General features: G+C 72.1%; 23 protein-coding genes. 14 read left to right on the top strand and 9 right to left on the bottom strand.

Features of this window, described 5'->3' with window-relative positions; translation table 11 throughout:
* Positions 1–194 precede the first annotated feature (194 nt).
* A complete protein-coding gene (locus F9278_RS20850) occupies positions 195–1,052 on the top strand; it encodes an alpha/beta fold hydrolase (protein WP_152169715.1) in 858 nt (285 codons plus the stop codon).
* A gap of 140 nt (positions 1,053–1,192) precedes the next feature.
* On the opposite strand, the gene F9278_RS20845 is transcribed toward F9278_RS20850, so the two are convergent.
* The 3 genes from F9278_RS20845 to F9278_RS20835 all read right to left on the bottom strand — a co-directional run bounded on the left by F9278_RS20845 (position 1,193) and on the right by F9278_RS20835 (position 4,376).
* Positions 1,193–2,812: a transporter gene (locus tag F9278_RS20845; RefSeq protein ID WP_152169714.1), complete on the bottom strand. Its 1,620-nt coding sequence runs from the start codon at positions 2,810–2,812 to the stop codon at positions 1,193–1,195.
* A complete protein-coding gene (locus F9278_RS20840) occupies positions 2,809–3,582 on the bottom strand; it encodes an ABC transporter ATP-binding protein (protein ID WP_152169713.1) in 774 nt (257 codons plus the stop codon). Before F9278_RS20840 ends, F9278_RS20845 begins: the two co-directional genes overlap by 4 nt.
* 134 nt (positions 3,583–3,716) lie before the next feature.
* Positions 3,717–4,376, bottom strand: coding sequence for a bifunctional DNA primase/polymerase (locus F9278_RS20835; protein WP_404818929.1), 660 nt, complete (start codon positions 4,374–4,376; stop codon positions 3,717–3,719).
* Positions 4,377–4,705: 329 nt separating this feature from the next.
* Between F9278_RS20835 and F9278_RS20830 the strand changes: the two genes are divergently transcribed.
* Both F9278_RS20830 and F9278_RS20825 read left to right on the top strand, forming a co-directional pair.
* Positions 4,706–6,088: a transcriptional regulator gene (locus F9278_RS20830; RefSeq protein WP_152169712.1), complete on the top strand. Its 1,383-nt coding sequence runs from the start codon at positions 4,706–4,708 to the stop codon at positions 6,086–6,088.
* A gap of 230 nt (positions 6,089–6,318) precedes the next feature.
* Positions 6,319–7,884 carry a hypothetical protein gene (locus tag F9278_RS20825; protein WP_152169711.1) on the top strand — a complete coding sequence of 522 codons (1,566 nt, stop codon included), beginning with the start codon at positions 6,319–6,321 and terminating at the stop codon, positions 7,882–7,884.
* Between the two features lie 123 nt (positions 7,885–8,007).
* Here F9278_RS20825 and F9278_RS20820 read toward each other — a convergent pair whose 3' ends face one another.
* Positions 8,008–9,321 carry an ABC transporter substrate-binding protein gene (locus tag F9278_RS20820; RefSeq protein ID WP_152169710.1) on the bottom strand — a complete coding sequence of 438 codons (1,314 nt, stop codon included), beginning with the start codon at positions 9,319–9,321 and terminating at the stop codon, positions 8,008–8,010.
* Positions 9,322–9,449: 128 nt separating this feature from the next.
* Here F9278_RS20820 and F9278_RS20815 point away from each other — a divergent pair, with 128 nt between their 5' ends.
* Together F9278_RS20815 and purU are read left to right on the top strand one after the other, a co-directional pair.
* On the top strand, positions 9,450–9,950 hold the full coding sequence (locus tag F9278_RS20815; protein ID WP_152169709.1) for an SCO4402 family protein: 501 nt from the start codon (positions 9,450–9,452) through the stop codon (positions 9,948–9,950).
* A gap of 120 nt (positions 9,951–10,070) precedes the next feature.
* Positions 10,071–10,952 (top strand): formyltetrahydrofolate deformylase, encoded by an 882-nt coding sequence (gene purU / locus F9278_RS20810; RefSeq protein ID WP_152169708.1) that lies wholly within the window; start codon positions 10,071–10,073, stop codon positions 10,950–10,952.
* 122 nt (positions 10,953–11,074) lie between these two features.
* Here the strand turns inward: purU and F9278_RS20805 are convergent, their stop codons facing one another.
* Together F9278_RS20805 and F9278_RS20800 are read right to left on the bottom strand one after the other, a co-directional pair.
* Positions 11,075–12,655 (bottom strand): zf-HC2 domain-containing protein, encoded by a 1,581-nt coding sequence (locus F9278_RS20805; RefSeq protein ID WP_226966831.1) that lies wholly within the window; start codon positions 12,653–12,655, stop codon positions 11,075–11,077.
* The gene (locus F9278_RS20800; protein ID WP_152169707.1) at positions 12,652–13,230 is read right to left on the bottom strand and encodes a sigma-70 family RNA polymerase sigma factor; all 579 of its coding nucleotides are present in this window, start codon (positions 13,228–13,230) and stop codon (positions 12,652–12,654) included. Before F9278_RS20800 ends, F9278_RS20805 begins: the two co-directional genes overlap by 4 nt.
* Before the next feature lie 485 nt (positions 13,231–13,715).
* Between F9278_RS20800 and F9278_RS20795 the strand changes: the two genes are divergently transcribed.
* Positions 13,716–14,132: an STAS domain-containing protein gene (locus tag F9278_RS20795; RefSeq protein WP_226967311.1), complete on the top strand. Its 417-nt coding sequence runs from the start codon at positions 13,716–13,718 to the stop codon at positions 14,130–14,132.
* A 166-nt stretch (positions 14,133–14,298) separates the two neighbouring features.
* Entirely contained in the window at positions 14,299–14,811 is a 513-nt protein-coding gene (locus F9278_RS20790; protein ID WP_152169705.1) for an EF-hand domain-containing protein, read from the top strand.
* Here F9278_RS20790 and F9278_RS20785 read toward each other — a convergent pair.
* The gene (locus tag F9278_RS20785) at positions 14,790–16,301 is read right to left on the bottom strand and encodes an AMP-binding protein (RefSeq protein ID WP_152169704.1); all 1,512 of its coding nucleotides are present in this window, start codon (positions 16,299–16,301) and stop codon (positions 14,790–14,792) included. The genes F9278_RS20790 and F9278_RS20785 overlap by 22 nt on opposite strands.
* A 152-nt stretch (positions 16,302–16,453) precedes the next feature.
* On the opposite strand from F9278_RS20785, the gene F9278_RS20780 reads away from it, so the two are divergent.
* The 4 genes from F9278_RS20780 (at position 16,454) to F9278_RS20760 (ending at position 20,889) form a co-directional block, all read left to right on the top strand.
* The gene (locus F9278_RS20780) at positions 16,454–17,647 is read left to right on the top strand and encodes an amidohydrolase family protein (RefSeq protein WP_152169703.1); all 1,194 of its coding nucleotides are present in this window, start codon (positions 16,454–16,456) and stop codon (positions 17,645–17,647) included.
* 11 nt (positions 17,648–17,658) lie between these two features.
* Positions 17,659–18,789, top strand: a complete 1,131-nt coding sequence (locus F9278_RS20775; protein ID WP_152169702.1) for an acyl-CoA dehydrogenase family protein — start codon at positions 17,659–17,661, stop codon at positions 18,787–18,789.
* 128 nt (positions 18,790–18,917) lie between these two features.
* The gene (locus F9278_RS20770) at positions 18,918–19,805 is read left to right on the top strand and encodes an acyl-CoA dehydrogenase family protein (RefSeq protein WP_152169701.1); all 888 of its coding nucleotides are present in this window, start codon (positions 18,918–18,920) and stop codon (positions 19,803–19,805) included.
* Between the two features lie 529 nt (positions 19,806–20,334).
* Positions 20,335–20,889: an ATP-binding protein gene (locus F9278_RS20760; protein ID WP_152173988.1), complete on the top strand. Its 555-nt coding sequence runs from the start codon at positions 20,335–20,337 to the stop codon at positions 20,887–20,889.
* 476 nt (positions 20,890–21,365) lie between these two features.
* On the opposite strand, the gene F9278_RS20755 is transcribed toward F9278_RS20760, so the two are convergent.
* The gene (locus F9278_RS20755) at positions 21,366–22,307 is read right to left on the bottom strand and encodes a cyclase family protein (RefSeq protein ID WP_152169700.1); all 942 of its coding nucleotides are present in this window, start codon (positions 22,305–22,307) and stop codon (positions 21,366–21,368) included.
* A gap of 117 nt (positions 22,308–22,424) precedes the next feature.
* Between F9278_RS20755 and F9278_RS20750 the strand changes: the two genes are divergently transcribed.
* From F9278_RS20750 to F9278_RS20740, 3 genes are all read left to right on the top strand, one after another.
* Entirely contained in the window at positions 22,425–23,336 is a 912-nt protein-coding gene (locus F9278_RS20750) for an SDR family NAD(P)-dependent oxidoreductase (protein ID WP_152169699.1), read from the top strand.
* Positions 23,337–23,528: 192 nt separating this feature from the next.
* Positions 23,529–24,683, top strand: coding sequence for an acyl-CoA dehydrogenase family protein (locus F9278_RS20745; RefSeq protein WP_152169698.1), 1,155 nt, complete (start codon positions 23,529–23,531; stop codon positions 24,681–24,683).
* 20 nt (positions 24,684–24,703) lie between these two features.
* A complete protein-coding gene (locus F9278_RS20740; protein WP_152169697.1) occupies positions 24,704–25,753 on the top strand; it encodes a Zn-dependent alcohol dehydrogenase in 1,050 nt (349 codons plus the stop codon).
* A gap of 22 nt (positions 25,754–25,775) precedes the next feature.
* Here F9278_RS20740 and F9278_RS20735 read toward each other — a convergent pair whose 3' ends face one another.
* The gene (locus tag F9278_RS20735) at positions 25,776–26,801 is read right to left on the bottom strand and encodes a GlxA family transcriptional regulator (protein WP_152169696.1); all 1,026 of its coding nucleotides are present in this window, start codon (positions 26,799–26,801) and stop codon (positions 25,776–25,778) included.
* Between the last annotated feature and the right edge of the window lie 28 nt (positions 26,802–26,829).

Raw genomic sequence — 26,829 nt, 5'->3', positions numbered from 1 at the left:
GCGACGGCGGCCGGAGCACCGGCGGACGCCACGCGGAAGCAACGCAGGAGCCACGGCGGAAGCGACAGCGGATGCGGCGCAGGAGCAGCAGCACGACAGCGGTACGACAGCAGTTGGGACGAGTGGACCGGCCGGCTCGAAGCGGGAGCGAGAGGCGGGAGCGAGCGGTCCGGGCGGGAGTCTGGGGGGTGCCAATGGTGCGGCGCATCGACGTGACGGGAGCGGGCGGTCTGAGTCTCGCCGCCTGGGAGTTCGACGACCCGCCCAAGACCGGCGAGCACGAGCCCCGGCCCGGGGTGCTGTTACTGCACGGCCTCATGGGCCGCGCCTCCCACTGGGCACCCACAGCCCGCTGGCTCTCCGAACGACACCGCGCCGTCGCCCTGGACCAGCGCGGCCACGGCCAGAGCGCCAAGCCCGAGCAGGCCGCGTACACCCGTGAGGCCTACGTCGAGGACGCCGAGGCCGCCGTCGAACAGCTGGGCCTCGCCCCGGTCGTCCTCATAGGCCACGCCATGGGCGCGCTGACCGCCTGGCAACTGGCCGCCCGCCGCCCCGACCTGGTGCGCGGTCTGATCGTCTGCGACATGCGGGCCTCCGCGCTCGGCGCCGCCTCGCAGCGCGAGTGGGAGAGCTGGTTCAAGGCCTGGCCGCTGCCGTTCGCCACGCTCGCCGACGTCCGCAAGTGGTTCGGCGAGGACGACCCCTGGGTGGAGCGCCCGAGCCCGTCGCGCGGCGAGTTCTACGCCGAGGTCATGCACGAGGGCCCCGACGGCTGGCGGCCCGTCTTCGACCCCGAGCAGATGCTGAAGACCCGCGAGACCTGGGTGTACGACGCGCACTGGGAGGAGCTGACCCAGGTCCGCTGCCCCGCCCTCGTCGTCCGTGGCCTCGACGGCGAGCTGGGCCGCGCCGAGTCCCAGGAGATGGTCCGCGTCCTGCCGCACGGCCAGTACGCCGAGGTCGCCGACGCCGGCCACCTCGTCCACTACGACCAGCCGGACGCGTGGCGCGCGGCGATAGAGCCGTTCCTCGACAGCTTCTCGGACTGAGCGAACGATGCCGGAGAGCAGGCCGACGGGCAGTCCGGAGCCGGTGCCGGTGTCCCGGTAGGTCGTCACGGCCTGGACGCTGGTGCTCCTGGTCCTGTCCAGGCCCGGGTGTTCGAGGTCGACGCGCGCCGAGGGCACCGCTACGCCTTGCTCACCGCCGTGAGGATCTCCGGCAGGCGTCCGGCCGTGCTGGGGGCCGACAGGCGCAGTCCCAGTTCTGTGATGCCCGCCCCGTACGCCGTGCCCACGGGGAGCAGGAGCCAGGTCCAGGAGTCGCCGTTCGCCGAGATGTGGAGCCAGATGGTGAGGCCGAGGACCGGGAGGCAGAGGAGCACGGCGGCGACCATGCCGCCGATGAGGGAGAGCCAGACGATGCCGGCCTGGCCCGGGGCGGCGCCCTTGTAGCCCTCCGAGGGGATGGAGTAGGGGTAGCGGGCGGAGGACCAGGCGCCGGTGGCGAGCAGCGCGCCGAGGAGGGCGAAGGAGAGGCCGAGGGCCTCGGGGAGGGTGCGCCAGTCGCCGAGGACCGCGGTGGTCAGGACGGTGACGAAGGCGGCGTACGGCAGGGCGACGGTCAGCAACGCCAGTGCCCGGCCGCGCAGTTCGACGTACGCGTCCCGCGTCGAGGAGATCGTCATCGCGACCGTCCAGAACGCCGACGCGTCCTGGCCGAACTGGTTGTACATCAGGATGCCGAGCATCCCCGCCGCGAAGCAGGCGAAGTAGACCGAGCCGGTGCCTTGCAGGGCGTTGAAGACGGGCACGATCAGACCGATGGCGAGCGAGGTCACCCACGCGGCCTTGGTCTTGGGGTCCCGCCAGATGTACCGCAGCCCGCGTTCCATGATCGTGCCGGTGCGGCCGGCGGGCAGGAGGCGGCTCAGGCCGCTGGAGCGCGTCCGGGCCCGGCCCGTCCCGGCGGACTGGAGGGTCGAGCCGTCCGGGGAGGTCATCAGCCGGGTGAGGGTCCCGGCCCACAGCCGCAGCAGCAGCGTCAACGCCAGTGCCGTCACGGCGAGTTGCGCCAGCGCGAGGCCGTACGATCCCTCGTCCGCCGCCCGGATCGCGCCGATCGCGGACGACGGCGGCACCCAGCTCAGTACGTCCGCCACCGGCTCCAGCTCGCCGAGGCCGGACGAACTGAGGCGCTGGGCGCCGAAGTTGACGAGCTGGGCGCCGACCGCGATCAGCAGCCCGCTGAGGACGGCGAGGTCACGGCCCCGACGGCTGCTCAGCAGACCGGTGTTGGCGGCGGCCACCGCGCGGGCGAGCGCGACACAGCACAGGAGGGCGAGCGGGACGGCGGCCACGGCGGTGACGTACGCGGCCGTGCTCCGCGCCACCGCGATCACCGTCCCGACGAGCACGCACAGCGTGAACAGCGGGCCGATGCCGACCAGTGAGGCCGCGAGCAGCGCCCGGACGAGCGGGCGCGGGCGCAGCGGCAGCATGACCAGCCGGGTCGGGTCCAGCGTCTCGTCCCCGGTGGGGAAGAACAGCGGCATCACCGCCCAGCCGAGCGCCAGCAGCGCCACCAGCGGCACGGCCACCGCCGCCGCGTGCTCGTCGCCCCGCAGCGCGATCAGCCCGAGCATCTGGAGCGCCGTGAACAGCAGCACGACGACGATCGAGAAGACGTACGCGGCCCGCCGCCCGGCGGACTGCCGCAGCCCGTTGCGCAGCAGGCACAGCTTCAGCCGTACGACGACGGAGGTCACCGACGCGGCACCCGTCGCACCGGCGGGGCCTCGCGTGCTCATCGCCCGCCGCCCAGCCAGTCCAGGTCCGAGCCGGTGGTCCGGTCGCCCGCGCCCACCAGCTCCAGGAACGCCCGTTGCAGCGAGGGCGCGTCACCGCGTACGTCGGCGAGGGTGCCGTGCGCGCGGATACGGCCGGCGACCAGGACGGCCACCCAGTCGCAGAGGGACTCGACCAGCTCCATGACGTGGGAGGAGAAGACGACGGTGGCGCCGGAGGCGGTGTAGCGCTCCAGGACACCCCGGATGGTCTGGGCGGAGACGGGGTCGACGCCCTCGAACGGCTCGTCCAGGAAAAGGACTTCGGGGTTGTGGAGGAGGGCCGCGGCGAGGCCGGTCTTCTTGCGCATGCCGGTCGAGTAGTCGACGACGAGCTTGTGCTGGGCGCCCGCGAGATCGAGGACGTCCAGCAGTTGCGTGGCCCGCTTGTCGACCTCGGCGCCGGGCAGTCCGCGCAACCGGCCTGTGTAGGAGAGGAGTTCACGCCCGGTGAGGCGGTCGAAGAGCCGTAGCCCCTCCGGCAGGACCCCGATCCGGGCCTTCACCTCGACCGGGTCCCGCCACACGTCGTGCCCGGCGACCTCCACGGACCCCTGGTCGGGGCGGAGCAGTCCGGTGACCATCGACAGGGTGGTGGTCTTCCCGGCGCCGTTCGGCCCGACCAGCCCGATGAACCGCCCGCCGGGCAACTCCAGATCGATCCCGCCGACGGCGACCTGCGCCCCGAACCGCTTCCAGAGCCCCTGGACACGAACAGCGACGGCGTCAGTCACACCGGTGCTCCTTCCGGTAGACGGCTCCCCCGATTGTTCAGGGGCGCGGGGAACTGCGCGAGCAACCACGACCTACCCGCAGCCGCGGAACCGACCCGCAGCCCCCGCCCGGAGCGTTACCGCTGACCGGAGCGCTACCGCCGCCCGTCCCTACCGCACGCATAGGCGAGCGGCGAGATCAGTTCCTCCGCATCCGGCAGCCACCGATTCGCGGGCGTGGGCCGCCGGGCCCACTGCACGGCCCCCCGCGACCCGTACCGCGTCGGCGGAGCCGCCACGTACTCGCCCTCACCCAGCGCCTTGAGGTCGAGCGCGAGCGGCGACCAGCCCAACTTCCGTACGAGATCGGGGACCTTGGCCGAGGCGCCCGGCAGCACGAAGAACTGCATACGGCGGTCCGGCGTCCAGGTCACCGGACCGAGCGTCAGCTCCATGCGCTCCATCCGGGCGAGGGCGAGGAGCCCCGAGGTCTCGGGAACGTCGATCGTGTCGAACGTACGGCCGGTCGGCAGCAGGATCGACGCGCTCGGCTGCTTCGACCACAGACGGCGTGCGACGGTCGCACTGCCTGTCGCCTGGGTCGCCCAGTCCTCGCGCGCCGGGTGCGCGCCGGGGGTGGCGCACGCTGCGTTGCCGCAGGAGCAGATCTGCACCCCGTCGACGGCTTCCAGCCAAGTGCCGGGGAACACGTCCCAGTGGCGCTCTTCGGCGTATCGAACGGCGGTGTCCAGCAGCGATTCACCACGCTGCTTCGGGATTTGGGCAGCTTCAGGGCCCGCGATGGTCTCTTCCACGATGAACACAACTCTAGCGGTCATCAGGGGTTACGGAAGTCACATGCGCGGGGGAGAGCATCGTCAACGGGGCCGGGGCGCATGGGTGCACGGCCGGGGGCGCGCGGGAGGGATCACGGAGTGACCCGGGTAGCCACGTGTGGGGTACGGCATCCGTGTTTACCCCGGCAATCCTGGCATGTCTCGCATCTTCGGTATGTCGGCGGGGCATTGATCTTCGAGGCCGGATCCTTTCGATACATGGGTACACGTATGCGAAGGCGATCCGGTCGCTGAAGACACGTCAACTCGGTGCGTGGGCAAGGCACCACAGCCACAGGGGGTACGCAATGGCCGCAAGGCCGCTCGTCGCCAGGCAGCCGAACGAACGACTGCAGGCGCTCATCCAGGAAGCGGGCTGTTCCAACGCGGGACTGGCCCGGCGGGTCAACATGTGCGGCGCGGAGCACGGACTCGACCTGCGCTACGACAAGACGTCCGTCGCGCGCTGGCTGCGGGGACAGCAGCCCCGGGGCCGGGCGCCCGCCATCATCGCCGAGGCCCTCGGCCGCAAGCTGGGCCGTACGGTCACGATCGACGAGATCGGCATGGCCAACGGCAAGAACCTGGCGTCCGGTGTCGGTCTGCAGTTCTCTCCGACGGTCCTCGGCGCCATCGAGCAGGTCTGTGAGCTGTGGCGCAGCGACGTGGGCCGGCGCGACTTCCTCTCCGGGTCGTCCGTGGCCGCCTCCGCGCTGGTCGAGCCCAGCCGCGACTGGCTGATCTCCGCGCCGGACTCCCAGGTGGCCCGCTCGGCGGGACCCCGGGTGGGGCTCGCCGACGTGGACGCCGTGCGCGCGATGACCCAGGCCCTCGTCGACCTCGACCACCAGTACGGCAGCGGGCATGTACGGCCGGTCGTCGTGCACTACCTCAACAGCGTGGTCTCGGGGCTGCTCGCCGGCTCCTACCGGGAGGCGGTGGGGCGGGAGTTGTTCGCCGCGGTCGCCCGGCTGACCGAACTCGCCGGATACATGGCCGTCGACACCGGGCAGCCCGGCCTCGCCCAGCGGTACTACATCCAGGCGCTGCGCCTCGCCCAGGCCGCGGGCGACCGCGCCTACGGCGGATACGTCCTCGCCGCGTCCATGAGCCACCTCGCCGCACAGCTCGGAAACCCGCGGGAGATCGCGCAGTTGGCGCGCGCCGCGCAGGAAGGGGCGCGCGGGCGGTCCACACCCCGGGCGGAGTCGATGTTCCACGCGGCGGAGGCGCGCGGGCACGCGCTGATGGGCGACGCGCGCGCCGCGCAGACGGCGGCCGGGCGGGCCGTGGAGGCGCTGGAGGCGGCGGATCCGTCCTCCGGGGACGACCCGGCGTGGATCAAGCACTTCGACGAGGCCTATCTCGCGGACGAGTTGGCGCACTGCCACCGGGATCTGGGGCAGGCGGAGGCGGCGGCCCGGCGGGCCGAGGAGTCGCTCGCCAAGCACCCGGAGTCGCGGGCGCGGCGGCGGGCGATCGGGTATGTACTGCTCGCCACGGCGCAGGTGCAGCAGCGGGAGATCGAGCAGGCCTGCCACACGGGGACGAAGGCGGTGGAGCTGCTGGGGTCGCTGCGGTCGAACCGGGGGGCCGACTATCTGGAGGACTTCCAGCAGCGGTTGGAACCGTTCCGGGAGGAGGCGGTGGTCCGGGAGTTCGGGGCGCGGATGGACTTGCAGGCGGCGTAGCGCTTCGCGCGGGGGCGTAGGGCGCTTCGGGTGGGGTACTCCGGTCGTCTCGCGGCTGCGGGCCGGTGGGGCTTCTCGCGCCCACGCGGCGGAGCCGCATATTGATACAGCCCCGCGCCCCTGAGGGGGCTTCGCCCCCCTCATCAGGGCGCGGGTGGTGCTCGGGAGTTCATGGGGACCCGGTAGCGTGAGCCGACGATTCCACAAGTCCCCCATTCGTAGGAGTCTCGGTGACGCAGAGTGGACAGGGCGAGGAGCCCTCGCGGCAAGCGCGCGAAGGCATCGTGCTGCCCTCGGACGGTGGGGCGCCGCTCCATCCGAGCGATCTGCCGCCGGCGCCGCTGCCGCCGGCCCCGGTCCAGCCGTGGGACCAGCAGCGGCAGTGGGGCTCCGAGAACGCCCAGCCACCCGCCGACCAGTGGAACAGCGCGCCGTACGTGTCGCACGCGCCGGAGTGGGGCGGCCAGGGGACGTACGACGCGTACGGCACCCAGGGCGGGATGCCCTTGCCGCCGGAGGGCGCGCAGCCGTCGCAGGGCGCGCCGCTGCCGCCGATGGACGAGGGGGCCACCCAGTACATCCCGTATGTGCCGGCCGCCGGGGCCATGCCGGTGGACGAGGGCGCGACACAGTACATACCGCCGGTGGTCGCGGAGGCGCCCGTCGCCGAGGCCGCCACACAGTTCCTGCCGCCGGTCGGGCCGGGCGCGCTGCCGCCGGAGGCCTCGGCGGACGCGACGACGTATCTGGGCCGGGTGCCGGACCACGGCGCCGGACCGCTGCCGCCGACCGCGAACCCCGTACCGCCCATGCCCGGGGCGCCCGCCGGGGACCCGGACGCGCAGGCCACGCAGTACATACCGCCGGTGGCCGCGCAGGCGCGGCCCCAGCAGCAGCGCCGGCCGTACGGTGCGCAGGCGCCGCAGCAGCAGCCGGACGTGTTCGACAGCCTCTTCCGGAACGACGCGGGGGCCGCGGGCGTCTCCGGGGCCACACAGCAGATGCCGAAGATCGACCACGGCCACGCCCCGCAGCCGCCGCAGAGCCCCGCCGGGCCCGCCGCGCACGGTGGCCACGCGAGCCACGGTGGCCACGGTGGCCATGGGGGTCATGGCGGCGGTCGGGCTTCCGCGAGACGGGACAGCGGGAACGGGGGCCGAGGAGGCGGTCGTACGAGATCGCGGGTGCCGCTCATCGCGCTCGTCGGTGTGGGGATCGCCGTGCTCGGGATCGGGGCGGGCGCCCTGATGGCCGGGTCGGGGGACGAGACGGCGCCGAGCGACAACAAGCCCGTGGCGGCGACCGGGGGCCCCGAGGAGTCGGTGTCCGCGTCGGCGGACCCGGCGAAGGAGCAGGCGGTCGCGCTGGACAAGCTGCTGGCGGACAGCGGTGACAGCCGGAGCAGTGTGATCAAGGCGGTCGCGAACATCAGGACGTGCACCGGGCTGGGGCAGGCCGCCACCGATCTGCGGGACGCGGCGAAGCAGCGCAACGACCTGGTCACCCGGCTCGGCGGGCTGTCCGTCGACCAGTTGCCCGACCACGAGGCCCTGACGACGTCGCTCACCAAGGCCTGGGAGGCCTCCGCCTCCGCCGACAACCACTACGCGGCGTGGGCCGACCAGACCGCCGGGAAGAAGGGCTGCCGGAAGGGCCAGGCCCGTTCCACCGGCCAGACCCAGGCCGGCAACCAGGCCAGCGGCACCGCGAGCGCCGAGAAGAACAAGGCCGCGAAGCTCTGGAACGCGATCGCCAAGACGTACGGCCTCACCGAGCGGCAGGCGGTTCAGCTGTAGGGGCCTTGTCGGACGTCCGCGGGTCCGGTGGGGCTTCTCGCGCGCGCGGCGGAGCCGCATACTGATACAGCCCCGCGCCCCTGAAGACGCGGCCCTGCGGGCCTGTCTTCAAGGGGCCCGCGGTCAGCTTTCCGCCTCCACCAGAGTCTTCTCCACGTCGACGAATCCCCGGCGGGCGGCGACGAGTTGGCCCTTGCGGACGACCTGGAAGGTGACCTCGGGGTTGATGAGGCGGGGGAAGCCGGCGGAGGCGATGAGGTCCTCGAAGCGCCAGCTGAGGGGCGGGGTGAGACCGCCCGTGTTCACCTTCAGACCGTCGTCGAGGACACGGCGGACCGCCTGGGAGGTGACCTCGCCGTCGCCGATCCTCTCGATCGCGGCCTTCAGCACGGTGTACGCGATCCAGGTGGTCTGCACACCCGGATCCGCCGGGTCGATCCGGTTGTCGTCGAACGCGTGCTCACGGATCACCTGCTTCATCCGATCCCACCGCTTGTCCTTCTCCACCGGGTACCAGCCGGTGACGTACGCCCCCTCGTACGGCCCCGACTTGCCGCCGGTCGCGTCGATCACCGTCTGGTCGACGCTGCCGAGGACGGTCCCGGTGCGCACGTTCGGGTAGTCCTCGCGGTCCCGGCGGAAGGAGTCCATGAAGGTGAAGGTGCGGTCGCCCAGCGCGGGCACCACACAGCCCTCCGCGACCGGATCGGTGCTGGCCCGCCGCAGCGCCTCCCGGGCGTGCCCCCCGTACTCGGTCGCGTCCTCGGCCGCCAGCTGGTCCTCGGACCCGCCGTGCCCTCCGGACGCCAGCCCCGAGTCCAGCAGCAGCGGCAGCTGGTCGCCGGCTATCGAGTCGGGCCGGACGAGGGCGACCGGCCCGCAGGCCTTGGCGAGCTGTTCGCCGAGGCCCGCCATCAGGGAGGCCTGGCCGCCGTTGACCGGGTAGGACAGCGCGCTGGCGAACTCGTCGTCGGTGACGCCGTAGCCGCCGATGTAGGGGATGCCCGCGGACTCCAGCGGGGCGAGGAAGGACCGGCCGTGCTGGCTGTAGGACCCGACGACCGCGACGACGTTCTCGTCGGCGGCGCGCCGGGCGCACTTCGCGGCGCTCACGGTCTGGTTGCGGTCGTTGCAGGTGAGGATCTTCAGCTCGTGGCCGTTGATGCCACCATTGGCGTTGACCCAGCGCGCGTACGCCTTCGCCATGGCGGGCATGCCGGGCTTGTTGGTGGCGGCCGTCTTCTCCGGCGCCCAGGTCATGATGGTGACGGGGCCCTCCCCGGAACCCCCCGTGGTCCCAGGGATGACCCCGCACCCGGCGACGAGTGAGGCACACGCCGCCAGCGTGGTGGCTCTGACCAGGCTTTTGGCGCGGTCCCTGGCAAAGGTGGCAAGGCTTGTGGTCGGAGCGGTCCGTCGTGCCTGGAAGCCAGTCATGGCTCCGCACGATTCCGCCACATCACCAACCCGGGCGTGACGGGTGGTCAACGTGAGGTGACCGGGAGGTGAATTGCAAAGAGCTACGATCGCATTTTCGAGCGGTTTCAGAGAGGAACGCACGATCGATGACCGTCCAAGGTCCGGAGACCCCTTCCCGTCGCGGGCGTCGCTCATCCACCATGGGCGGCATGCCACTGAACGACATGCCGTGGTGGCGCTGGCGCAGCAATGTGCGCTCCGCGCTGCACATGCTCTCCGACCCCGCGTTCCAGCAGAACGTCTGGCTGGCCGGTGTCGACGGGTACGGGGACGTCACCGACGCCGTGTACCGACTGGTCGAGGACACCTGGCTGGACAACTGGTCCGCCGAGAAGTACGTCGGCACGATCTTCCGTGACGCCCAGGAGGCGGCCCTCGTCGACACCGCCGTGCTGCGCGTCCTGCGGATCATGCACCAGGTCGGCCCGGACGCGCCCGTCTCCGCGTACCTCGACCACGAGGCCTGGCCCGAGGCCGTCCGCGCCGCCCGCGAGGCCCACGTACGCCTCTCGACGAGCGACGGGGAGGACCCGGACACCCCGCCGCGCACGCTGGAGGTGCTGCGGATCATGACCAGGGCGGCGTAGGGCGGCGGAGGGTGGGGCGGAGCGGCGGGCCGGGTGGTCCGGGCCGGGTGGTCCGGGCCGGGTGGTCCGGGCTTCGGGACGATTGCCGACATGGGTACGCCATATGGGACCCTGTCGGGCATGAACGAGCAGTCCACCCGAGCCGCGGCGCCCGCCGACCAGTACGTCCTCACCCTCGCCTGCCCGGACAAGCCGGGCATCGTGCACGCCGTGTCGAGCTACCTCTTCATGACCGGCGGCAACATCGAGGACAGCCAGCAGTTCGGCGACCACGACACGGGACTGTTCTTCATGCGCGTCCACTTCTCGGCCGAGGCGCCGGTGAACGTGGAGAAGCTGCGGGCCAGCTTCGCGGCGATCGGTGACTCCTTCCGCATGGACTGGCAGATCAACCGGGCCGACGAGAAGATGCGCATCGTCCTCATGGTCAGCAGGTTCGGGCACTGCCTGAACGATCTGCTGTTCCGCGCGAGCATCGGGGCGCTGCCGGTGGAGGTGGCGGCCGTGGTCTCCAACCACACCGACTTCGCCGAGCTGGTGGGGTCGTACGACATCCCCTTCCACCACATCCCGGTGACCAAGGAGACCAAGGCCGAGGCCGAGGCGCGGGTGCTGGAGATCGTGCGCGAGGAGAAGGTCGAGCTGGTGGTGCTGGCCCGCTATATGCAGGTCCTCTCCGACGACCTCTGCAAGCAGCTCAACGGCCGCATCATCAACATCCACCACTCGTTCCTGCCGAGCTTCAAGGGCGCGAAGCCGTATCACCAGGCGCACGCGCGCGGTGTGAAGCTGATCGGGGCGACGGCGCACTATGTCACCGCCGACCTCGACGAGGGGCCGATCATCGAGCAGGAGGTCGAGCGGGTGGGGCACGGGGTGACGCCCGAGGGACTGGTCGCGGTCGGGCGGGACGTGGAGTGCCAGGCGCTGGCGCGGGCCGTGAAGTGGCATGCGGAGCGGCGGATTCTGATGAACGGGCGGCGGACGGTCGTTTTCGCGTAGGGGCTCCGCCGGGCTGGGGCGCCTCATAGCTCGGGGGCGTCCGTGTGTTTGGCGGCTGCGGGTTTGTTGTGGCTGGTCGCGCCCACGCGGCGGAGCCGCAAATTGACGCAGCCCCGCGCCCCTTACATGCGGCTCAGCGCGGCTGCCGCGAACAGTACGTCCCTGATCGCCTCGCGGTCGCCGCCCTGGCCCGCCGCGGCCTCCTCCGGGGGGACGTGACCGGCGGTGAGGCGGCAGAATTCGACGCCGTCCAGGGCCACGTGGGCCACCTCGTGGTCGGCGGAGCCGAGGGCCGCGGGGGAGTCGAGGGGGATGAGCCACTCACCGCCGCCGGAGCCCTCGATCTCCAGACGGAGGCTGCGGCCGGGCGTGCCGGCCGGTACGAGGTGACGGCCGGACGGCGGCGACGCGAGCCCGGTCCGGCGGCGCTCGGCCAGCGAGAGGGGCAACATCCGGGCCGCCAGGTCGATCATGCCGTGCAGATGACGGCCCGAGGGCGGCTCGTACGGATAGTCCACGGCCTCCGCGATGTCCTCCGCATGGATCCAGCACTCGAACGCCCGGTCGAGCATCGCGTCCCGCAGCGGCAGCGCGAAGCCGCCGTACGAGACCGCCAGACGGCCCGACCGGTCGGAGTCGTCCGAGCCGCCGCCGCCCGTGAACGACGTCGTACGGACGATGTCGTGACTCTGCTGCCGCCAGGGCGCGCGCAGGGCGCGGGTGGGCGGGAAGTGCGACGCCTTCCAGTACGCCTCGGTGCGCGCCGCGGGCGAACCGTCGTCCGGTCCCGGTCCCGGACCCACTCCCGGTCCCGCTCCCGGTGTCGGCTCCGGCTCCGGCCGCAGCCGGGCGAGCGGGTCGTCCAGGCCGAGCGCGGACGCGACGAGCCCGTCGACGGTGAGCAGGTGGGCGATGACCCCGGCCACGGTCGTACGGCGGCTCACCGGACCGTCGCCCTCGAACCAGCGCAGCCGGACGGGCGCGTGCCAGTCGGCGGTGCCGATGTCCTGGAGCAGCGCGTCGAGGCGGGCCGTCTCCGCGTCGTACGGGGCGGCCCAGCGCGGTACGGGGATGCGGGGTGGGCGGCGGCCCAGGCAGAGGTCGAGCACCTGGGTGCGCAGGGCCGGGTCCAGGTCGAGGCTCTCCGGCGGATGCAGCAGGCCCACGGCCTCCCGCAGCCGCCGCGCCTCGTCCGCGCACGCCCCGCACACCCCGAGATGCTCCTCCACGGCCAACGCCTCCTCCGCCGAGCAGGCGGCCAACGCCCACGCCCCGAGCAACGCCTTCAGCACGCGGTGCTCCAGCACGGGAGGGGCGGGGGTCGGGGGTGCTGGTGGTAGCTGGGGGTCCGGCAGCGGCAAGCCGGTGTCCTCCACGGAGGTACGCGGCAGCGGTATCCGCGGCGGCCCGACAGGCTCGTCGCCGTCGCCGTCCCCGTCGTGGGGGTCGTCGGGTCCGGAGCCGGGCGGTCCACCCGAGCCGTTGCCGCGGCCACCCGGCTCCTTTGGGCCGCTCCCGCCGGGGGTGTCCCCGTCACCGAGTGCGCCGCCGTCGCCGGGCCCGCCGGCCCCGTCGTGCCGCCCGTTCTCGCCCGAGCCCTCGTCGTCCAGTGGGCCCCTGGCCGCCGGTACCCGGCCGACGCCCGGTGCCCGGCTCTCCGGCTCGTCGTCGTACGCGTCGGACGGGGTCGGTTCGCCGGTCATGTCGTGAGCCCGGGTTCGGGCGGGGTACCGGAGGGGCGGGTGTCGTGGGCGGTGGAGAGGAGCTGGAGGCCGAGGCGGAGGCGGCGACGGGCCTCGTCCGCGGTGACTCCGAGATCCGTGGCGGTCTGCCGGTAGTCGCGGCGCTGGAAGTAGGCCAGCTCCAGCGCGGCCCGCAGCGGCGTCGGCATCGCCTGCACTATGTAGTCGGCGCGGGCCGCGACCGAGGCGTGGTGCACCTTGCGTTCCAGATCCTCCGCCGTGCCTCCGCCGCCCCGGGCGAGCGCGGCGGTCTCGGTGGCCCGCAGCCGCTGCACGGCCAGGCGGTGGGTGAGCGCCGCCACCCAGGAGCGCAGCGGGCCCTGCTTGGGGTCGTACGCCTCGGGGTCCTCCCAGAGCTGGAGGAACACCTCGCGGGTGAGGGAGTCGGCCGCTCCCTCGTCGCCGAGGACGCGGTGGGCGAGACCGTGCACGAGGGACGCGAACCGGTCGTACAGCTCACCGAGCGCCGCCGCCTCGCCGCGCGCCAGCCGCTGCTGCATCTTGCGGTCCCAGCGGGGCGGTGCGTCCTTCGCCATACGGCCCCCTCACCCTGCTCGTACCTGCGCCGTTCCCGCTGACCGGGTCGGTCCGGTTCCGGCCCGTTTCCAGCCTGTGCGCACTGCCGTCCCGAATGTAGTCGGCACCGCTGACCGCGCACGCCCCTTTATGGCAATGTGCGCCCCTCGCCGGGCCGGAGGTGGTATGCACCACCCGGGTAAGCCGTTTCCACGCCGCCCACGTGGGCGTCTGCCCGCCTTTCGGATGCCTGTACGACCCCGTACGGCGTCTGAACTGCAAGAATTCGATCGCTTGGTGTCTCCTTGAGTCCGTCTCCGATCCATTCGCGATCAATAATCGATCACATGTGACCGTACTCGATGGAAATCGCACCGAAAAGGCCCCTGAAATGGCTCGCTTACCACGCGCCTTCGGTGGGCCACGGGTGTTTCATGGAACGACGGCGGGGCAGCCGCGCAAGCAGGAAGCGGTGTATTGGCTTCCGGTTCGGCGACTGAGAGGCATCGCGGTGGCGTTCGAAGTGACCGACGACGAGCAGGACGGGCACGGTGAGTGGGCCGTGCTGCACGTGTCCGGGGAGATGGACCTCGTCACCTCGCCCGTGCTCCGCCAGCGAGTGCACGACGCGGTGGCCGACGGCCGCCGAAGTCTCGTCCTCGACCTCTCCGGCGTCGTCTTCTGCGACTCCAGCGGCGTGGGTGTGCTGGTCGCCACCCGCCGTCTGATGCGGTCCTGCCGGGGACGGCTGCGGCTGATCCTCCCCGCCGACGGCCACGCGGGCGGCGGCCCGGCCGAGGGCGCGCACGTCAGCCGTGTCCTCGCCGCGCTCGGTGTCCGCCGCCTCTTCGACGTCCACCCGGACGTCCGCTCGGCGGTCGCCCCGGAGCCCGACGCCGAGGCCGGCCCCCTCTCGGCCTGACCTCCCGCACCTCACACAGTTGTCCCGGAATTCCCGCAGTCTTGGTACAAGGGTCGCTTTCCCGCTCCGTCCGGGCCGCTGACGTCGTACGCTCCGTCCGAGCAGCACCTGAAGCACCTGTAGGAACTGAAGCACCCCACATCACGTAAGGCGGGCCCGAGGAGACATGGTCAGCAGCGAGTACGAGCGCCGGATCGCCGCCCGGTTCGCCACCTTCGACCAGGACGGCAACGGCTGGATCGACCGCGAGGACTTCAGCGCGGCGAGCAAGGCGGTGCTCAACGAGTTCGGCACCACCGCCCGTTCGGACAAGGGCCAGGCCCTGTACGGCGGTGCCGAGGCGTTCTGGCAGGGGATGGCCGGCATAGCGGACCGGGACGGCGATCAGCGCATCACCCGGGACGAGTTCGTGAACGGCGCGGTCAAGCGGCTGCGCGACAACCCCGACCGTTTCGCCGAGATCGCCCGTCCCTTCCTGCACGCGGCCCTCGCCGTCGCGGACACCGACGGGGACGGAAAGGCCACGGTCGAGGCGACCGCCCGGGTCCTCAAGGCCCTCGGCGCCCCCGAGGAGGTCGCCACCGCGGCGGCGGCCACCCTCGACACCGACGCCGACGGCAAGGTGGACGAGGCGGAGGTCGTGAACGCGTTCGCGCGCTACTTCACCGTGCCCGAATAGCGTTCCCGCAGCTTGTACTTGAGCACCTTGCGCAGGGTCTCGTTGCGCGGAAGGGCCTCCACCACCTCCAGCCGCTCCGGCAGTTTGTGGACGGACAGCCCTTCCGCGCGCAGCCAGTCGGTGACGTCCGTCAGCGTCAACGGCCCTGCCCCCGGCGGCTGTTCGACCACCGCGCAGACCCGTTCGCCGCGCTCCGCGTCCGGCAGCCCGACGACCGCCACGTCCTGGACGGCCGGATGCCGGTGCAGCAGATCCTCGATCTCCTTCGCCGAGATGTTCTCGCCCTTGCGGATGATGACGTCCTTGAGGCGGCCGGTCAGCACCAGATGGCCGCTGTCCGTGAGCCGCCCGAGGTCGCCGGTGAGGAAGAACCCGTCCCCGTCGAAGGCCGCCGCCGACTGCGCCTGATCCAGATACCCCTGGCAGACGGCCTCCCCGCGCAATCGCACCTCCCCGCCCTCCGCGATCCGGATCTCCATCCCCTCCGGTGGCCGTCCCTCCGTCGTCGCCAGGTTCTCCACGCTGTCGTCCGGCGCCCCCATCGTGATCATCGGCACCTCCGTCATGCCGTACCCATGGGTGAGCTGCACGCCCATCTCCCGTACGACCGCGTGGTACACCTCGGGCGGCTTCGGCGCCCCGCCGCCCGCGAGCAGCCGGAGGGTGGGGATCACCGGCACGTCCGGCCGCTCGCGCTGCTCGGCGAGGAACATCGAGTAGAACGCCGTCGACCCGCCCGCCACCGTCACCCCGTGCTTGCGGTAGCCCTCCAGCGCGGCCGGCAGCGCGAAGTGCTCGAACAGCACCGCCGGGAAGCCGTACAGCAGCAGCATCACCATGTAGTCGGGGCCGCCGATGTGCGCGTACGGGAAGGCGATCGAGCCGACGTCGTCCTGCGTGAGCCGGAGCGCGTGGGCGAGGCAGGAGCCGCCCGCGATCAGTGAACGGTCCGTGTGCAGCACGCCCTTGGGGTCGGAGGTGGTGCCCGAGGTCCAGTAGATCCAGCGGACGGAGGTGCCGTCGCCGGGCGGGGCCGGGAGCACGGCGGGGTCGCCGTCCGGGAGGCGGTCGTACGCCTCGAAGACGCCCCGCGCCGCCAGCCGCCGTGCCATCTCCGTGTGGTCGAAGCCCCGCCACTCGCCGGGTACGGCGAAGAACGCGGCCTCGGACTCCCGGAGCGCGAAGCCGACCTCGCGGTCGCGGTAGAAGGGGATGACCGGGGACTGGACGGCACCGAGGCGGGCCAGCGCGAAGGAGAGCAGGACCGTCTCGATCCGGGTGGGCAGCTGCCAGGCGACGACCGTGCCGGGGCGTACGCCCCGGTCGTACAGCCCGGCCGCCACGCGCTCGGCGCGGGAGCGCAACTCGCCGAAGCTCAGGGTCCGGTCGTCCTGGAGCAGGACCGGCCGGTCGGGGGTGAGATCGGCGCGACGGGCCAGCAGCTCCCAGAGGGTGCGGGACTCGCCGAGCGCGTGGGCCATGTCGTTCACGGCTGGTACCCCCTGGCCTGAAGAGCTGACGAGGTGTCAGATCGTGGGCAGAGCGTAGGGCCGGGCGCCTTGTCGGTCCAGGGGTGCGCCACTAGCCTGCTGGGGAGTAGATGTCTGACGGTCCGTCAGATCCGGCTCGGTGGAGGGGACCCATGACCGAACTGCCCCGCATCATCAGCGTCGACGACCATGTGATCGAGCCCGCGCACCTCTTCGACACCTGGCTGCCGGAGAAGTACCGCGACCGGGGCCCGAAGCCCCTCACCGCCGGGATCGGCGAGCTGGCGTACGTCGCCGGGAAGTACCAGATCACGATGGACCCGGACGGGCAGCAGACGGACTGGTGGATCTACGAGGACCTGAAGTTCCCGTACAAGCGGAACATCGCGGCCGTCGGCTTCGACCGGGACGAGATGACGCTGGAGGGCATCACCCGCGAGCAGATGCGGCGCGGCTGCTGGGACCCGAAGGCACGGCTCGCGGACATGGACCTCAACCACGTCGAGGCCTCGCTCTGCTTCCCGACCTTCCCGCGCTTCTGCGGACAGACCTTCGCCGAGGCGCACGACAAGGAGGTCGCCCTGGCCTGCGTACGCGCCTACAACGACTGGATGGTCGAGGAGTGGTGCGGCGACAGCGGCGGCCGGCTGATCCCGCTCTGTCTGATCCCGCTGTGGGACATCGACCTCGCGGTGGAGGAGATCCGGCGGAACGCCGCCCGGGGCGTACGGGCCGTCACCTTCTCCGAGATCCCCACCTACCTCGGCCTGCCCTCCATCCACTCCGGCTACTGGGACCCCTTCTTCGCGGTCTGCCAGGAGACCGGCACGGTCGTCAACATGCACATCGGCTCCAGCTCCCAGATGCCCGCCGCCTCCCCGGACGCGCCGCCCGCCGTACAGGCCTCGCTCTCCTTCAACAACGCGATGGCCTCGATGATGGACTTCCTCTTCAGCGGCGTCCTGGTGAAGTTCCCGACCCTCAAACTCGCCTACAGCGAGGGGCAGATGGGCTGGATCCCGTACGCCCTGGAACGCGCCGACGACGTCTGGGAGGAGCACCGGGCGTGGGGCGGCGTACGGGACCTGATCCCCGAGCCGCCGTCGACGTACTACTACCGGCAGATGTTCTGCTGCTTCTTCCGCGACAAGCACGGCGTCGCCTCGCTGGACGTCGTGGGGCGGGACAACGCGACCTTCGAGACCGACTATCCGCATGTCGACTCGACCTTCCCGCACACCGAGGAGGTCGCCCTCGACCATGTGAAGGGCCTCGACGACGAGACGGTCTACAAGCTGATGCGCGGCAACGCGATCCGCATGCTCGACCTGGACTTCGACAAGTAGGGCCCCGGGCGATGGAGTTGGCGTACAGCCCGCAGGAGGAGGAGTTCCGGGCGCGGCTGCGGGAGTGGCTGGCGAAGGCGCTGCCCGCGCTGCCGCCCAAGCCGTCCCCGGACGACTGGCCGGGGCGGCGCGCGTACGACCTCGGCTGGCAGCGGACGCTGTACGACGCCGGGTACGCCGACGTCCACTGGGACGCCTCGCCGACCACGCGGCTGATCTTCCTGGAGGAGACGGAGAAGGCGGGCGCCCCGTACGTGGGCGCCGGGTTCGTCGGGCTGCTGCACGCCGGGCCCACCATCGCCGCCGAGGGGACGGCCGGGCAGCGGGCCCGCTGGCTGCCGCCGATCCTGCGCGGCGAGGAGGTCTGGTGCCAGGGGTTCAGCGAGCCGGACGCCGGCTCCGACCTCGCGTCGCTGCGCACCCGCGCGCGCCGGGACGGTGACGAGTACGTGGTGAGCGGGTCCAAGATCTGGACCTCGCACGCCGAAGTCGCCGACTGGTGCGAGCTGTTGGTGCGCACGGACGGGGACGCGCCGAAGCATCGGGGCATCTCCTGGCTGGCGATGCCGATGGACGCGCCCGGCGTGACCGTACGGCCGCTGCGGACGCTCGCCGGCTCCACGGAGTTCGCCGAGGTCTTCCTCGACGAGGTGCGGGTGCCGGTCGCCAACCGGGTGGGGGACGAGAACGACGGGTGGCGCGTGACGATGGTGACGCTGTCGTTCGAGCGGGGGACCGCGTTCGTGGGTGAAGTGGTCGCCTGTCGGCGGGTGTTGGCGGAGATCGCGCGGGAGGCACGGGCGAACGGGCGCTGGGACGACTCCGGTGTGCGGCGGCGGCTCGGGCGGCTGAACGCGGAGTTCCGGGCGCTGTGGCGGCTCACGCAGTGGAATGTGAGTGAGGGGGAGGCGTCCGGAGGGGTGCCGGGGGTGGGCGGGTCGGTTTTCAAGCTGCGGTATTCGCGGGTGCGGCAGGAGTTGTACGAGGTGGCCGCGGAGGTGTTGGGGGTGGGGGCGCTCGATCTGGGGCGGCCGTGGGTTCTCGACCGGCTGAGTTCGTTGTCGTACACGATCGCTGCGGGGACGTCGGAGATTCAGCGGAACATTGTGGGGGAGCGGATTCTGGGGTTGCCGAAGGGGTGATCCGGGGGTTTGGGCGCCTAGTGGCTCGGGGGTTCGGGTGCGTCGGCGGGTGCGTTGGCGGGTGCGGGTTCGGTGGGGCTTCTCGCGCAGTTCCCCGCGCCCCTCAAAAGCTAAGGGGCTGGTGGCTGGTGCGGTTTCGGCTCACGGATGACCAACTGGCGTTGCGGAGTGGTGTGCGGGAGGTGTTGGGGCGGGTTTTCGGGCGGGAGGAGTTGTGGGGCGCCGTTGAGGGGGGCGGTGGGCTGGATCGGGGGCTGTGGCGGGAGTTGGGGGCGGCGGGGTTCTTCTCGCTGCGGGTGCCGGAGGCCGAGGGTGGGGTCGGACTCGGGGTGCCGGAGGCGGTGTTGGTGTTCGAGGAGGCGGGGCGGGTGCTGCTGCCGGGGCCGCTGGTGGCCACGCATCTCGCGGCGGGGGTGGTGCCGGGGGCGGCGAGCGGGGAGGTCGTCGTGACCGCCGTCGGGGGCGGGGGGTTGGTGGAGTGGCTGGCGGAGGCGGACGTGGTGACCGGGGACGCGGCCGGGGCCCTGCCGCTGCGGTCGGTGGATCCGTTGACGCCGTTGCACCGGGTGCCGGAGGCGGACTCCCCCGGCCGTCCTGATGATCTGTTCGTACTGCTCACCGCCGCCGAGCAGTTGGGGACGGCTGTTCGGGCCTGTGAGGCGGCGGTGCAACACGCGCGGACCCGGGAGCAGTTCGGGCGGCCGGTCGGGGCGTTCCAGGCGGTCAAGCATCTCTGCGCCGAACTGCTGGTGCGGGTGGAGGTGGCGCGGGCGGCGGTGTACGCGGCGGCCGTGACCCTCGATCCGGTCGACATCGCGGCGGCCCGGCTCCTCGCCGACGAGGCGGCGGTGCGCGGGGCCCGCGACTGTCTCCAGGTGCACGGCGGCATGGGGTTCACCTGGGAGGCCGACGTACACCTGTGTCTGAAGCGGGCGTGGGTACGGGCGGAACGTGGCGGATCGCTTACGGAGAGTGAGGAGTTGTTGGCGGGGGAACTGCTGGTCGAGGCGTGTTGACCGCGCTGACCAGCGCGGGAACGGAATTCTGTGGCAGCGGATCGGCCGAATGTCGCGGAACGTGGCATGCCGGAATTACCGAGCGTTGATACCGTGTTGTGTCCTAGGTGTGACTTGTCACGGCCTGGAGTCGGAGTTCCGCTCCGGTACCTTCTGGTGGATGCGAGTGGTTCCGAGGTCGAGCCGAGTCGGTGTTGCCCCTGTGGCGGCCCCGGGAGCGGCGGTGCGCGGCGCTCGTGAAGTGGGCCGGAGTCTCGACGCCCCGGTCTGTTCGACTCCCCGCGATGAGCGTCGCACAGTATGCCGTATGCGTACTCCTTCGCGCTGGAATATGCCCGAAGCGCTTGTTGGGGTGACTGTACGTCAACCATGCTGTCCTGTAAGGGGATCACGTTCCGTGATCCCGGTGCCGATGGTGTCGATGGCGGTGGCGTCGGCCAGGCAGCAGATGACCACGATCGTGGCCCCTGAGGGGCGTGCGGCGATGTGTCCGCCGGTTCGGATGGTGTGAGCGGTGCAGGTGCTTCAAGTGCAGCTGGAGATCCGGCCCGACCCCGCAGAGGTGGGTCGTGCACGGAGATGGGCCCGTTCACGGCTCGCCGGGTCCGGGATAGGGGGCGACGAGCCGCTCGCCGAGACGCTGATCCTCCTCGTCTCCGAGCTGGTCACCAACGCGGTCGTGCACACCGGCCGGCCCGCCGTGCTGCGGCTGTTGCTGTCCGGGCTGCGGGACGGGGTGATCGGGAAGGTCCGCCTGGAGGTCGCCGACACCAGTGCGTGTCCGCCGGCGCCGCGCTGTGCCGACGGCGACGAGACGGGCGGGCGGGGTCTCGCCCTCGTCGAGGTCCTCGCGGATCGCTGGGGCTGGTCCTACGAGGGCGTCGGCAAACGGATCTGGTGCGAGCTGGACCGGGTGGTGCCGGGGTCTTCGGGGGCGGCGAGCGGTGTCGGTGCCTCGGGGAGGGGCGGCGGCGGGGTCGTGACTCCCGCGGTCTACCCGGCGTGCAGCGCGGTGACGGGCGTCGCGGCGGTGACCCGGGAGGGGTTGGCCGTGCGCGAGGGGTTGGCGTACGAGGTGGTGTAGGGCGGGGCCTGCGACCGTGCCCCTTGAGGGGTACGGGGAACTGCGCGATCGGCCACGTACGGCCTGCGGTCGCCCTGTGGCGCGCACCCCCGAGCTATCAGGCGCACTCGGTCGTCGAGACGCGCGCCGCACACGCCTGCGCGTGAGCGCACGGTGTTGGGCGGTTGCCCGGTGGCGGCCACATCGTGCGCCGGGACGTGCTTCCGTACGCACCGCCGCGACGCCGGTTTCGCGTGGCTGATCCCCGAACGGGTGTTGACGTGGCGTGTCCGTTTGATCACGCTTGTGTTCAGCGATTCGCCGCGAGGGGACGACGAGGGTCTCGGTGACGGAGGCCCTCGACGAGCGCGGGTCGCGTTTCGGCGTCGGCTCCCGACAGGGCCCGGGGGTGGGCGGGGCGGGTACGTCGAAGTCGGACGGTGGCGCGCGGTGCCGTGCTCGGGGCGGGCAACGGCGCGCCGCCGGCCGGCCGGGGGCTACAGGACGGCGATCGGCGCCACCGGCGTGCCCGTCGCGCCGACGAACGGCTCGGGCATCGCCGAGAGCAGGAAGTCGTACCGCCCAGCTTGTCCACAGGCTGTGGACAACTCTTCGAGATTCCAGTTCTGCCCCTGCGGCATCCCCATCTCGACCAGATCGAGCGCGTGCACCGGCAGCCACAGATCCTCGACCTCCGGCGGGAAGATCTCGAACGTCAGGGTGTCATTGGCGACCGCCGCGACATCCCGCGCGTGGAACCACTCCGGCGTACGCAGCGAAAGCCCCGGCGACGGGAACGCGTACGCGTGCTTGTCCCCGGCCAGGTACGCCCGGATCTGCCCGGTGCGGACCAGGACGATGTCGCCCGCCCGGACCCGGGTGCCCGCCAACTCCTCGGCCGCGTCCAGGTCTTCGGGGGTGACGGCATGGCTGCCGGGCAGCCGGTCGTCGGCCAGGCCCAGGGCGCGCGGGATGTCCAGGAGCACCCCGCGCGAGACGATGTGCCGGGCCTTGTCGATACCGGCGAAGGCCGCGCCGCCGTGCGGGGTGATGGTGTCCGCCGGGCGGCCGTTGTAGATCCGGCCCGAGTGCGAGACATGGGTGAGCGCGTCCCAGTGGGTCGCCGACTGGAGCCCCATGGTCACCGCGTCGTCGCTGCACGCCACCGTGCCCGGACCGAAGATCTCCTGGTTGATCTGCACCATCGCGTGCAGCGGGTTCACCCGGCCCGGCATCATCCCCGTCTGCACACCGTCCTGTTGCAGGGGCAGCGCCAGCGGCACACGGCGCCCGGAACGGACCGAGGCGGCGGCCTCCCGTACGACCTCGTCGGTGATCAGGTTGAGGGTGCCGATCTCGTCGTCCGGCCCCCAACGGCCCCAGTTGTTCACGCGCTTGGCGATCTCGGTGAACGCGGCGAACTCCGTGGGCGATGACATCGGGCCCTCCCCGGGGCTTGTGGTGGTGTGTCCGACGGGTCGTAGAATCGCCGTGAGTGAATCTAACGGTCCGTCAGAAACTGTCGTCAGAAACCGTGGTGAGGGGAAGGGGCCGGGGTGGGGAACTTCTTGGCAGGCAAGGTCGTCGCCGTCACGGGCGCGGGGCGGGGGATCGGCCGGGCGGTCGCCGTCGGCGCCGCCGCCGAGGGCGCGCGGGTCGTCGTCAACGACTACGGCGTCTCCGTCGACGGCTCGGATCCCACCAGTTCCGTCGCCGACACCGTCGTCAAGGAGATCGAGGCGGCCGGGGGCGAGGCGGTCGCCGTCGCCGACGACGTCTCCACGATGGCCGGGGGACAGCGGGTCGTGGACACGGCGGTCCAGACGTACGGGCGGATCGACGGGGTCGTGTGCGTCGCCGGGATCCTGCGGGAGCGGATGCTGTTCAACATGGCCGAGGAGGAGTGGGATCCGGTGATCGCCACCCATCTCAAGGGCACGTTCACGGTGTTCCGGGCCGCGTCCGCCGTCATGCGGCAGCAGCGGGCCGGGACGTTGATCGGGTTCACCAGCGGCAACCACCAGGGGTCCGTCTCCCAGGCCAACTACAGCGCGGCCAAGGGCGGGATCATCTCGCTCGTGCGGAGCGCGGCGCTCGGACTGCACCGGTACGGGGTGACCGCGAACGCGGTGGCGCCGGTCGCGCGTACGCGGATGTCCGCCGGGGTGCCGATGGAGCTGACCGAGATCGGTGAACCGGAGGATGTAGCCGCGTTCGTGGTGTATCTGCTGTCCGACCGGGCTCGGGAGGAGCGGATCACGGGGCAGGTGTACACGGTGGCCGGGCCGAAGATCGCGGTGTGGGCCCAGCCGGGTGAGCTGCGCTCGGCCTACGCGGAGGAGGGGTGGACGCCGGAGAGGATCGCGGAGGTGCTGCCGGGTTCTGTGGGGGTGGATCCGATGCCGATGCTGGAGCGGGTGGAGGGGATGGCTCGGGCTGCGGCGGCGGGGGAGCGGCCTAACGCGTGAGGGGGTGGGGGTGCGGTTCGTTGGCGGGTGCGGGTCCGGTGGGGGCTGGTCGCGCAGTTCCCCGCGCCCCTTGGTAACCCGGGCTCACCCCATGCCTTTGAGGGGCGCGGGGAACTGCGCGAGAAGCCCCACGCACCCGCAGCCGAACACCCGCGTTCCCTCATATGGCGCGGCGGTCGACTTGGAGGTGGCATGGACTTCGGGTTCGGGGAAGAGGACGAGGCGTTCCGGGCGGAGGTCAGGGCCTGGCTGGGGGCGCACGCCGGGGCGCGCGCGGAGCGGCGCGCGTGGGAGCGGACGCTCGGCGCCGCCGGGTGGATCGGGCTCGGGTGGGAGGAGGACGGGTACGGCAACCGGACGGCCACGCTCACCCAGCAGGTCGTATGGGCGGAGGAGTACGCACGGGCCGACGTACCCGCCCGGTCGGGCCACATCGGCGAGAAGCTGCTCGCGCCGACGCTGATCGCGTTCGGGAGCGAGGAGCAGAAGCGGCGGTTCCTGCCGGCCATCGCGCGCGGCGACGAACTGTGGTGCCAGGGATACAGCGAACCCGGTGCCGGGTCGGACCTCGCCGGCGTACGGACCAGGGCGGAACGGGCGGAGGACGGGGCGTCGTACCGGATCACCGGGCAGAAGATCTGGACCTCGCTCGCCCATGAGGCCGACTGGTGCTTCGTGCTGGCCCGTACCGAGGCCGGGTCCGCCCGCCACCACGGACTGTCGTTGCTGCTCGTGCCGATGGACCAGCCGGGGCGGATCGAGGTGCGGCCGATCCGGCAGCTGACCGGGACCAGCGAGTTCAACGAGGTGTTCTTCGACGGGGCGCACGCCCGCGCGGAGCATGTCGTCGGGGGCGACGGCAACGGCTGGCGGGTGGCCATGGGGCTGCTCGGCTTCGAGCGCGGGGTGTCGACCCTCGCGCAACAGATCGGGTTCGAGGCGGAGTTGGGGGATGTCGTACGGGCCGCCGTGGACAGCGGGGCCGTGGACGACCTCGTCGTACGGGACCGGCTCGTACGGCAGTGGGCGGAGCTGAAGGTCATGCGGTGGAACGCCCTGCGGACGCTCGGCGGGGCGGCAGGGGGCGCGGAGCCGGGCGCGCCGAGCGTGGCCAAGTTGCTGTGGGGACGGTGGCACCGGCGGCTCGGGGAGCTGGCGATGGAGGCGCGGGGCGCGGGGGCGGCGGTCGGGCCCCGGGAGTGGTCGGCGGAGTCGTACGTGCTCGATCCGTTCCAGTACCTGTTTCTGTTCAGTCGGGCCGACACGATCTACGGCGGTTCGGACGAGGTGCAGCGCACGATCATCGCCGAGCGGGTGCTCGGTCTGCCGAGGGAGCCGAGAGGCTGAGACGCCGAGGGGCGGGAGCCATGCGCGGAGTGGTGTTCGACGGGAAACGGGCCGAGGTCGTCGACGACCTGGACGTACGGCGGCCGGGCCCCGGTGAGGTGCTGGTGGCGGTCTCGGCCGCCGGGCTCTGCCACAGCGATCTGTCGGTGGTGGACGGGACCATCCCCTTCCCGGTCCCCGTGGTGCTCGGGCACGAGGGCGCGGGGGTCGTCGAGGAGGTGGGCGCGGGGGTCCGGCACGTCCGCCCCGGGGACCATGTCGCCCTGTCCACCCTCGCCAACTGCGGGGCCTGCGCCGACTGCGACCGGGGCCGGCCGACCATGTGCCGGCGGGCCGTCGGGCGGCCCACCCGGCCGTTCACGCGGGGCGGGCGGGAGGTGTTCCAGTTCGCCGCGAACTCCGCCTTCGCGGAGCGGACGGTGGTCAAGGCCGTGCAGGCGGTACGGATACCGGACGACATCCCGCTGACCTCCGCCGCGCTGATCGGGTGCGGGGTGCTGACCGGGGTGGGGGCGGTGCTCAACCGGGCGCGTGTCGACCGGGGGGAGAGCGTCGTCGTGATCGGGGCCGGGGGGATCGGGCTCAATGTGGTGCAGGGGGCGCGGATCGCGGGGGCGACGCGGATCGTCGCCGTGGACGCCAATCCGGAGAAGGAGGGGGTGGCACGGCGGTTCGGTGCCACGCACTTCCTCACCTCCGTGGCCGGGGTGCGGGACATCCTGCCCACCGGCGCGGACCACGCGTTCGAGTGCGTCGGCCGGGTCGAACTCATCCGCCAGGCGATCGACCTCCTCGACCGGCACGGGCAGGCGATCCTGCTCGGCGTCCCGGCCGCCACCGCCGAGGCGTCCTTCCTCGTCTCCTCCCTCTACCTGGACAAGTCCATCCTGGGCTGCCGCTACGGCTCGGCCCGGCCACAGCGGGACATCGCGCTGTACGCCGACCTCTACCGTGAGGGGCGACTGTTACTGGACGAACTGGTCACCGCCACCTATCCGATCGAGGACTTCACGAAGGCGGCCGAGGACGCGGGGGAGGGGCGGGTGGCGCGGGCGGTGCTCACGTTCTGAGGGTGGGGCGGGAGCCGGATACTCACGTACGGCTGTGGCGGAAAGTGCGGCGGTAGGTCGTCGGGGTCACCCCCAGTGCGCCCTGCAAGTGCTGGCGCATGGACTGGGCCGTGCCGAAGCCCGCGTCCTGGGCGATCTGGTCGATGGTGAGGTCGGTGGATTCCAGGAGGTGGCGGGCGCGTTCGACGCGTTGCCGGGTGAGCCACTGGCCGGGGCTGATGCCGGCCTCCTCGCGGAAGCGGCGGGTGAAGGTGCGCACGGACATGGACTCCTGTGCGGCCATGTCACGGAGCTGGATCGGCTCGTGGAGGCGGGCCAGCGCCCACGCGCGCGCGGCGGTCGTGGTCGGTGCCTGCGGCTCGGGCAGGGGGCGCTTGACGTACTGGGCCTGGCCGCCGTCCCGGTGCGGGGGTACGACCGTGCGCCGGGCCACGTCGTTGGCGACGCCGGTGCCGTGGTCGCGGCGTACGAGATGCAGGCACAGGTCGATCCCGGACGCGACGCCCGCCGAGGTGAGGACGTCGCCGTCGTCCACGAAGAGGACGTCCGCGTCGACCCGTACCTTCGGGAAGAGCCGCTGGAAGTGCTCGGCGTGGTACCAGTGGGTGGTCGCCGGGCGGCCGTCGAGACAGCCGGCCGCGGCCAGGACGTAGCCGCCGGTGCAGATGGAGACCAGCCGGGTGCCGGGGCGGATGTGGGCGAGGGCGGCGGCCAGTTCGGGGGTGAGGACGCCCTCCTCGTAGACCGGGCCCAGCTCGTACGAGGCGGGGACCACGACGGTGTCGGCGGTGGCGAGGGTCTCCGGGCCGTTCGCGACGAGGATCTCGAAGTCGGCGTCCGTCTCCACCGGGCCGGGCGGCCGGATCGAGCAGGTGACGATGTCGTACAGCGACCGCCCCGCCGCGTCCCGCGCCTTGCCGAAGATGCGCTGCGGGATGCCGAGTTCGAAGGGGAGCAGTCCGTCGAGGGCGAGTACGACGACGCGGTGGCGGGGGGTGAGCCCGGTGGTCGGCCCGGTGGTCGGCTCGGTGGTCGGCTCGACGGTCATGGCCCGATCCTAGCGAATGCTGTCCCTT

The organism is Streptomyces phaeolivaceus, assembly GCF_009184865.1.
Classification (GTDB): Bacteria; Actinomycetota; Actinomycetes; order Streptomycetales; family Streptomycetaceae; genus Streptomyces; species Streptomyces phaeolivaceus.
The sequence above is the reverse complement of the archived record's forward strand: the minus strand, read 5'-3'. Positions and strand labels throughout refer to the sequence as shown.

What these genes read in the sequence shown, in the direction of transcription:
- F9278_RS20755 (WP_152169700.1), bottom strand. Translation starts at nt 22,307, where the DNA reads ATGTCATCGCCCACGGAGTTCGCCGCGTTCACCGAGATCGCCAAGCGC.
- F9278_RS20850 (WP_152169715.1), top strand. Translation starts at nt 195, where the DNA reads ATGGTGCGGCGCATCGACGTGACGGGAGCGGGCGGTCTGAGTCTCGCC.
- F9278_RS20815 (WP_152169709.1), top strand. Translation starts at nt 9,450, where the DNA reads ATGACCGTCCAAGGTCCGGAGACCCCTTCCCGTCGCGGGCGTCGCTCA.
- F9278_RS20845 (WP_152169714.1), bottom strand. Translation starts at nt 2,812, where the DNA reads ATGAGCACGCGAGGCCCCGCCGGTGCGACGGGTGCCGCGTCGGTGACC.
- F9278_RS20805 (WP_226966831.1), bottom strand. Translation starts at nt 12,655, where the DNA reads ATGACCGGCGAACCGACCCCGTCCGACGCGTACGACGACGAGCCGGAG.
- F9278_RS20800 (WP_152169707.1), bottom strand. Translation starts at nt 13,230, where the DNA reads ATGGCGAAGGACGCACCGCCCCGCTGGGACCGCAAGATGCAGCAGCGG.
- F9278_RS20740 (WP_152169697.1), top strand. Translation starts at nt 24,704, where the DNA reads ATGCGCGGAGTGGTGTTCGACGGGAAACGGGCCGAGGTCGTCGACGAC.
- purU (WP_152169708.1), top strand. Translation starts at nt 10,071, where the DNA reads ATGAACGAGCAGTCCACCCGAGCCGCGGCGCCCGCCGACCAGTACGTC.
- F9278_RS20775 (WP_152169702.1), top strand. Translation starts at nt 17,659, where the DNA reads ATGGAGTTGGCGTACAGCCCGCAGGAGGAGGAGTTCCGGGCGCGGCTG.
- F9278_RS20820 (WP_152169710.1), bottom strand. Translation starts at nt 9,321, where the DNA reads ATGACTGGCTTCCAGGCACGACGGACCGCTCCGACCACAAGCCTTGCC.
- F9278_RS20735 (WP_152169696.1), bottom strand. Translation starts at nt 26,801, where the DNA reads ATGACCGTCGAGCCGACCACCGAGCCGACCACCGGGCCGACCACCGGG.
- F9278_RS20790 (WP_152169705.1), top strand. Translation starts at nt 14,299, where the DNA reads ATGGTCAGCAGCGAGTACGAGCGCCGGATCGCCGCCCGGTTCGCCACC.
- F9278_RS20745 (WP_152169698.1), top strand. Translation starts at nt 23,529, where the DNA reads ATGGACTTCGGGTTCGGGGAAGAGGACGAGGCGTTCCGGGCGGAGGTC.
- F9278_RS20780 (WP_152169703.1), top strand. Translation starts at nt 16,454, where the DNA reads ATGACCGAACTGCCCCGCATCATCAGCGTCGACGACCATGTGATCGAG.
- F9278_RS20830 (WP_152169712.1), top strand. Translation starts at nt 4,706, where the DNA reads ATGGCCGCAAGGCCGCTCGTCGCCAGGCAGCCGAACGAACGACTGCAG.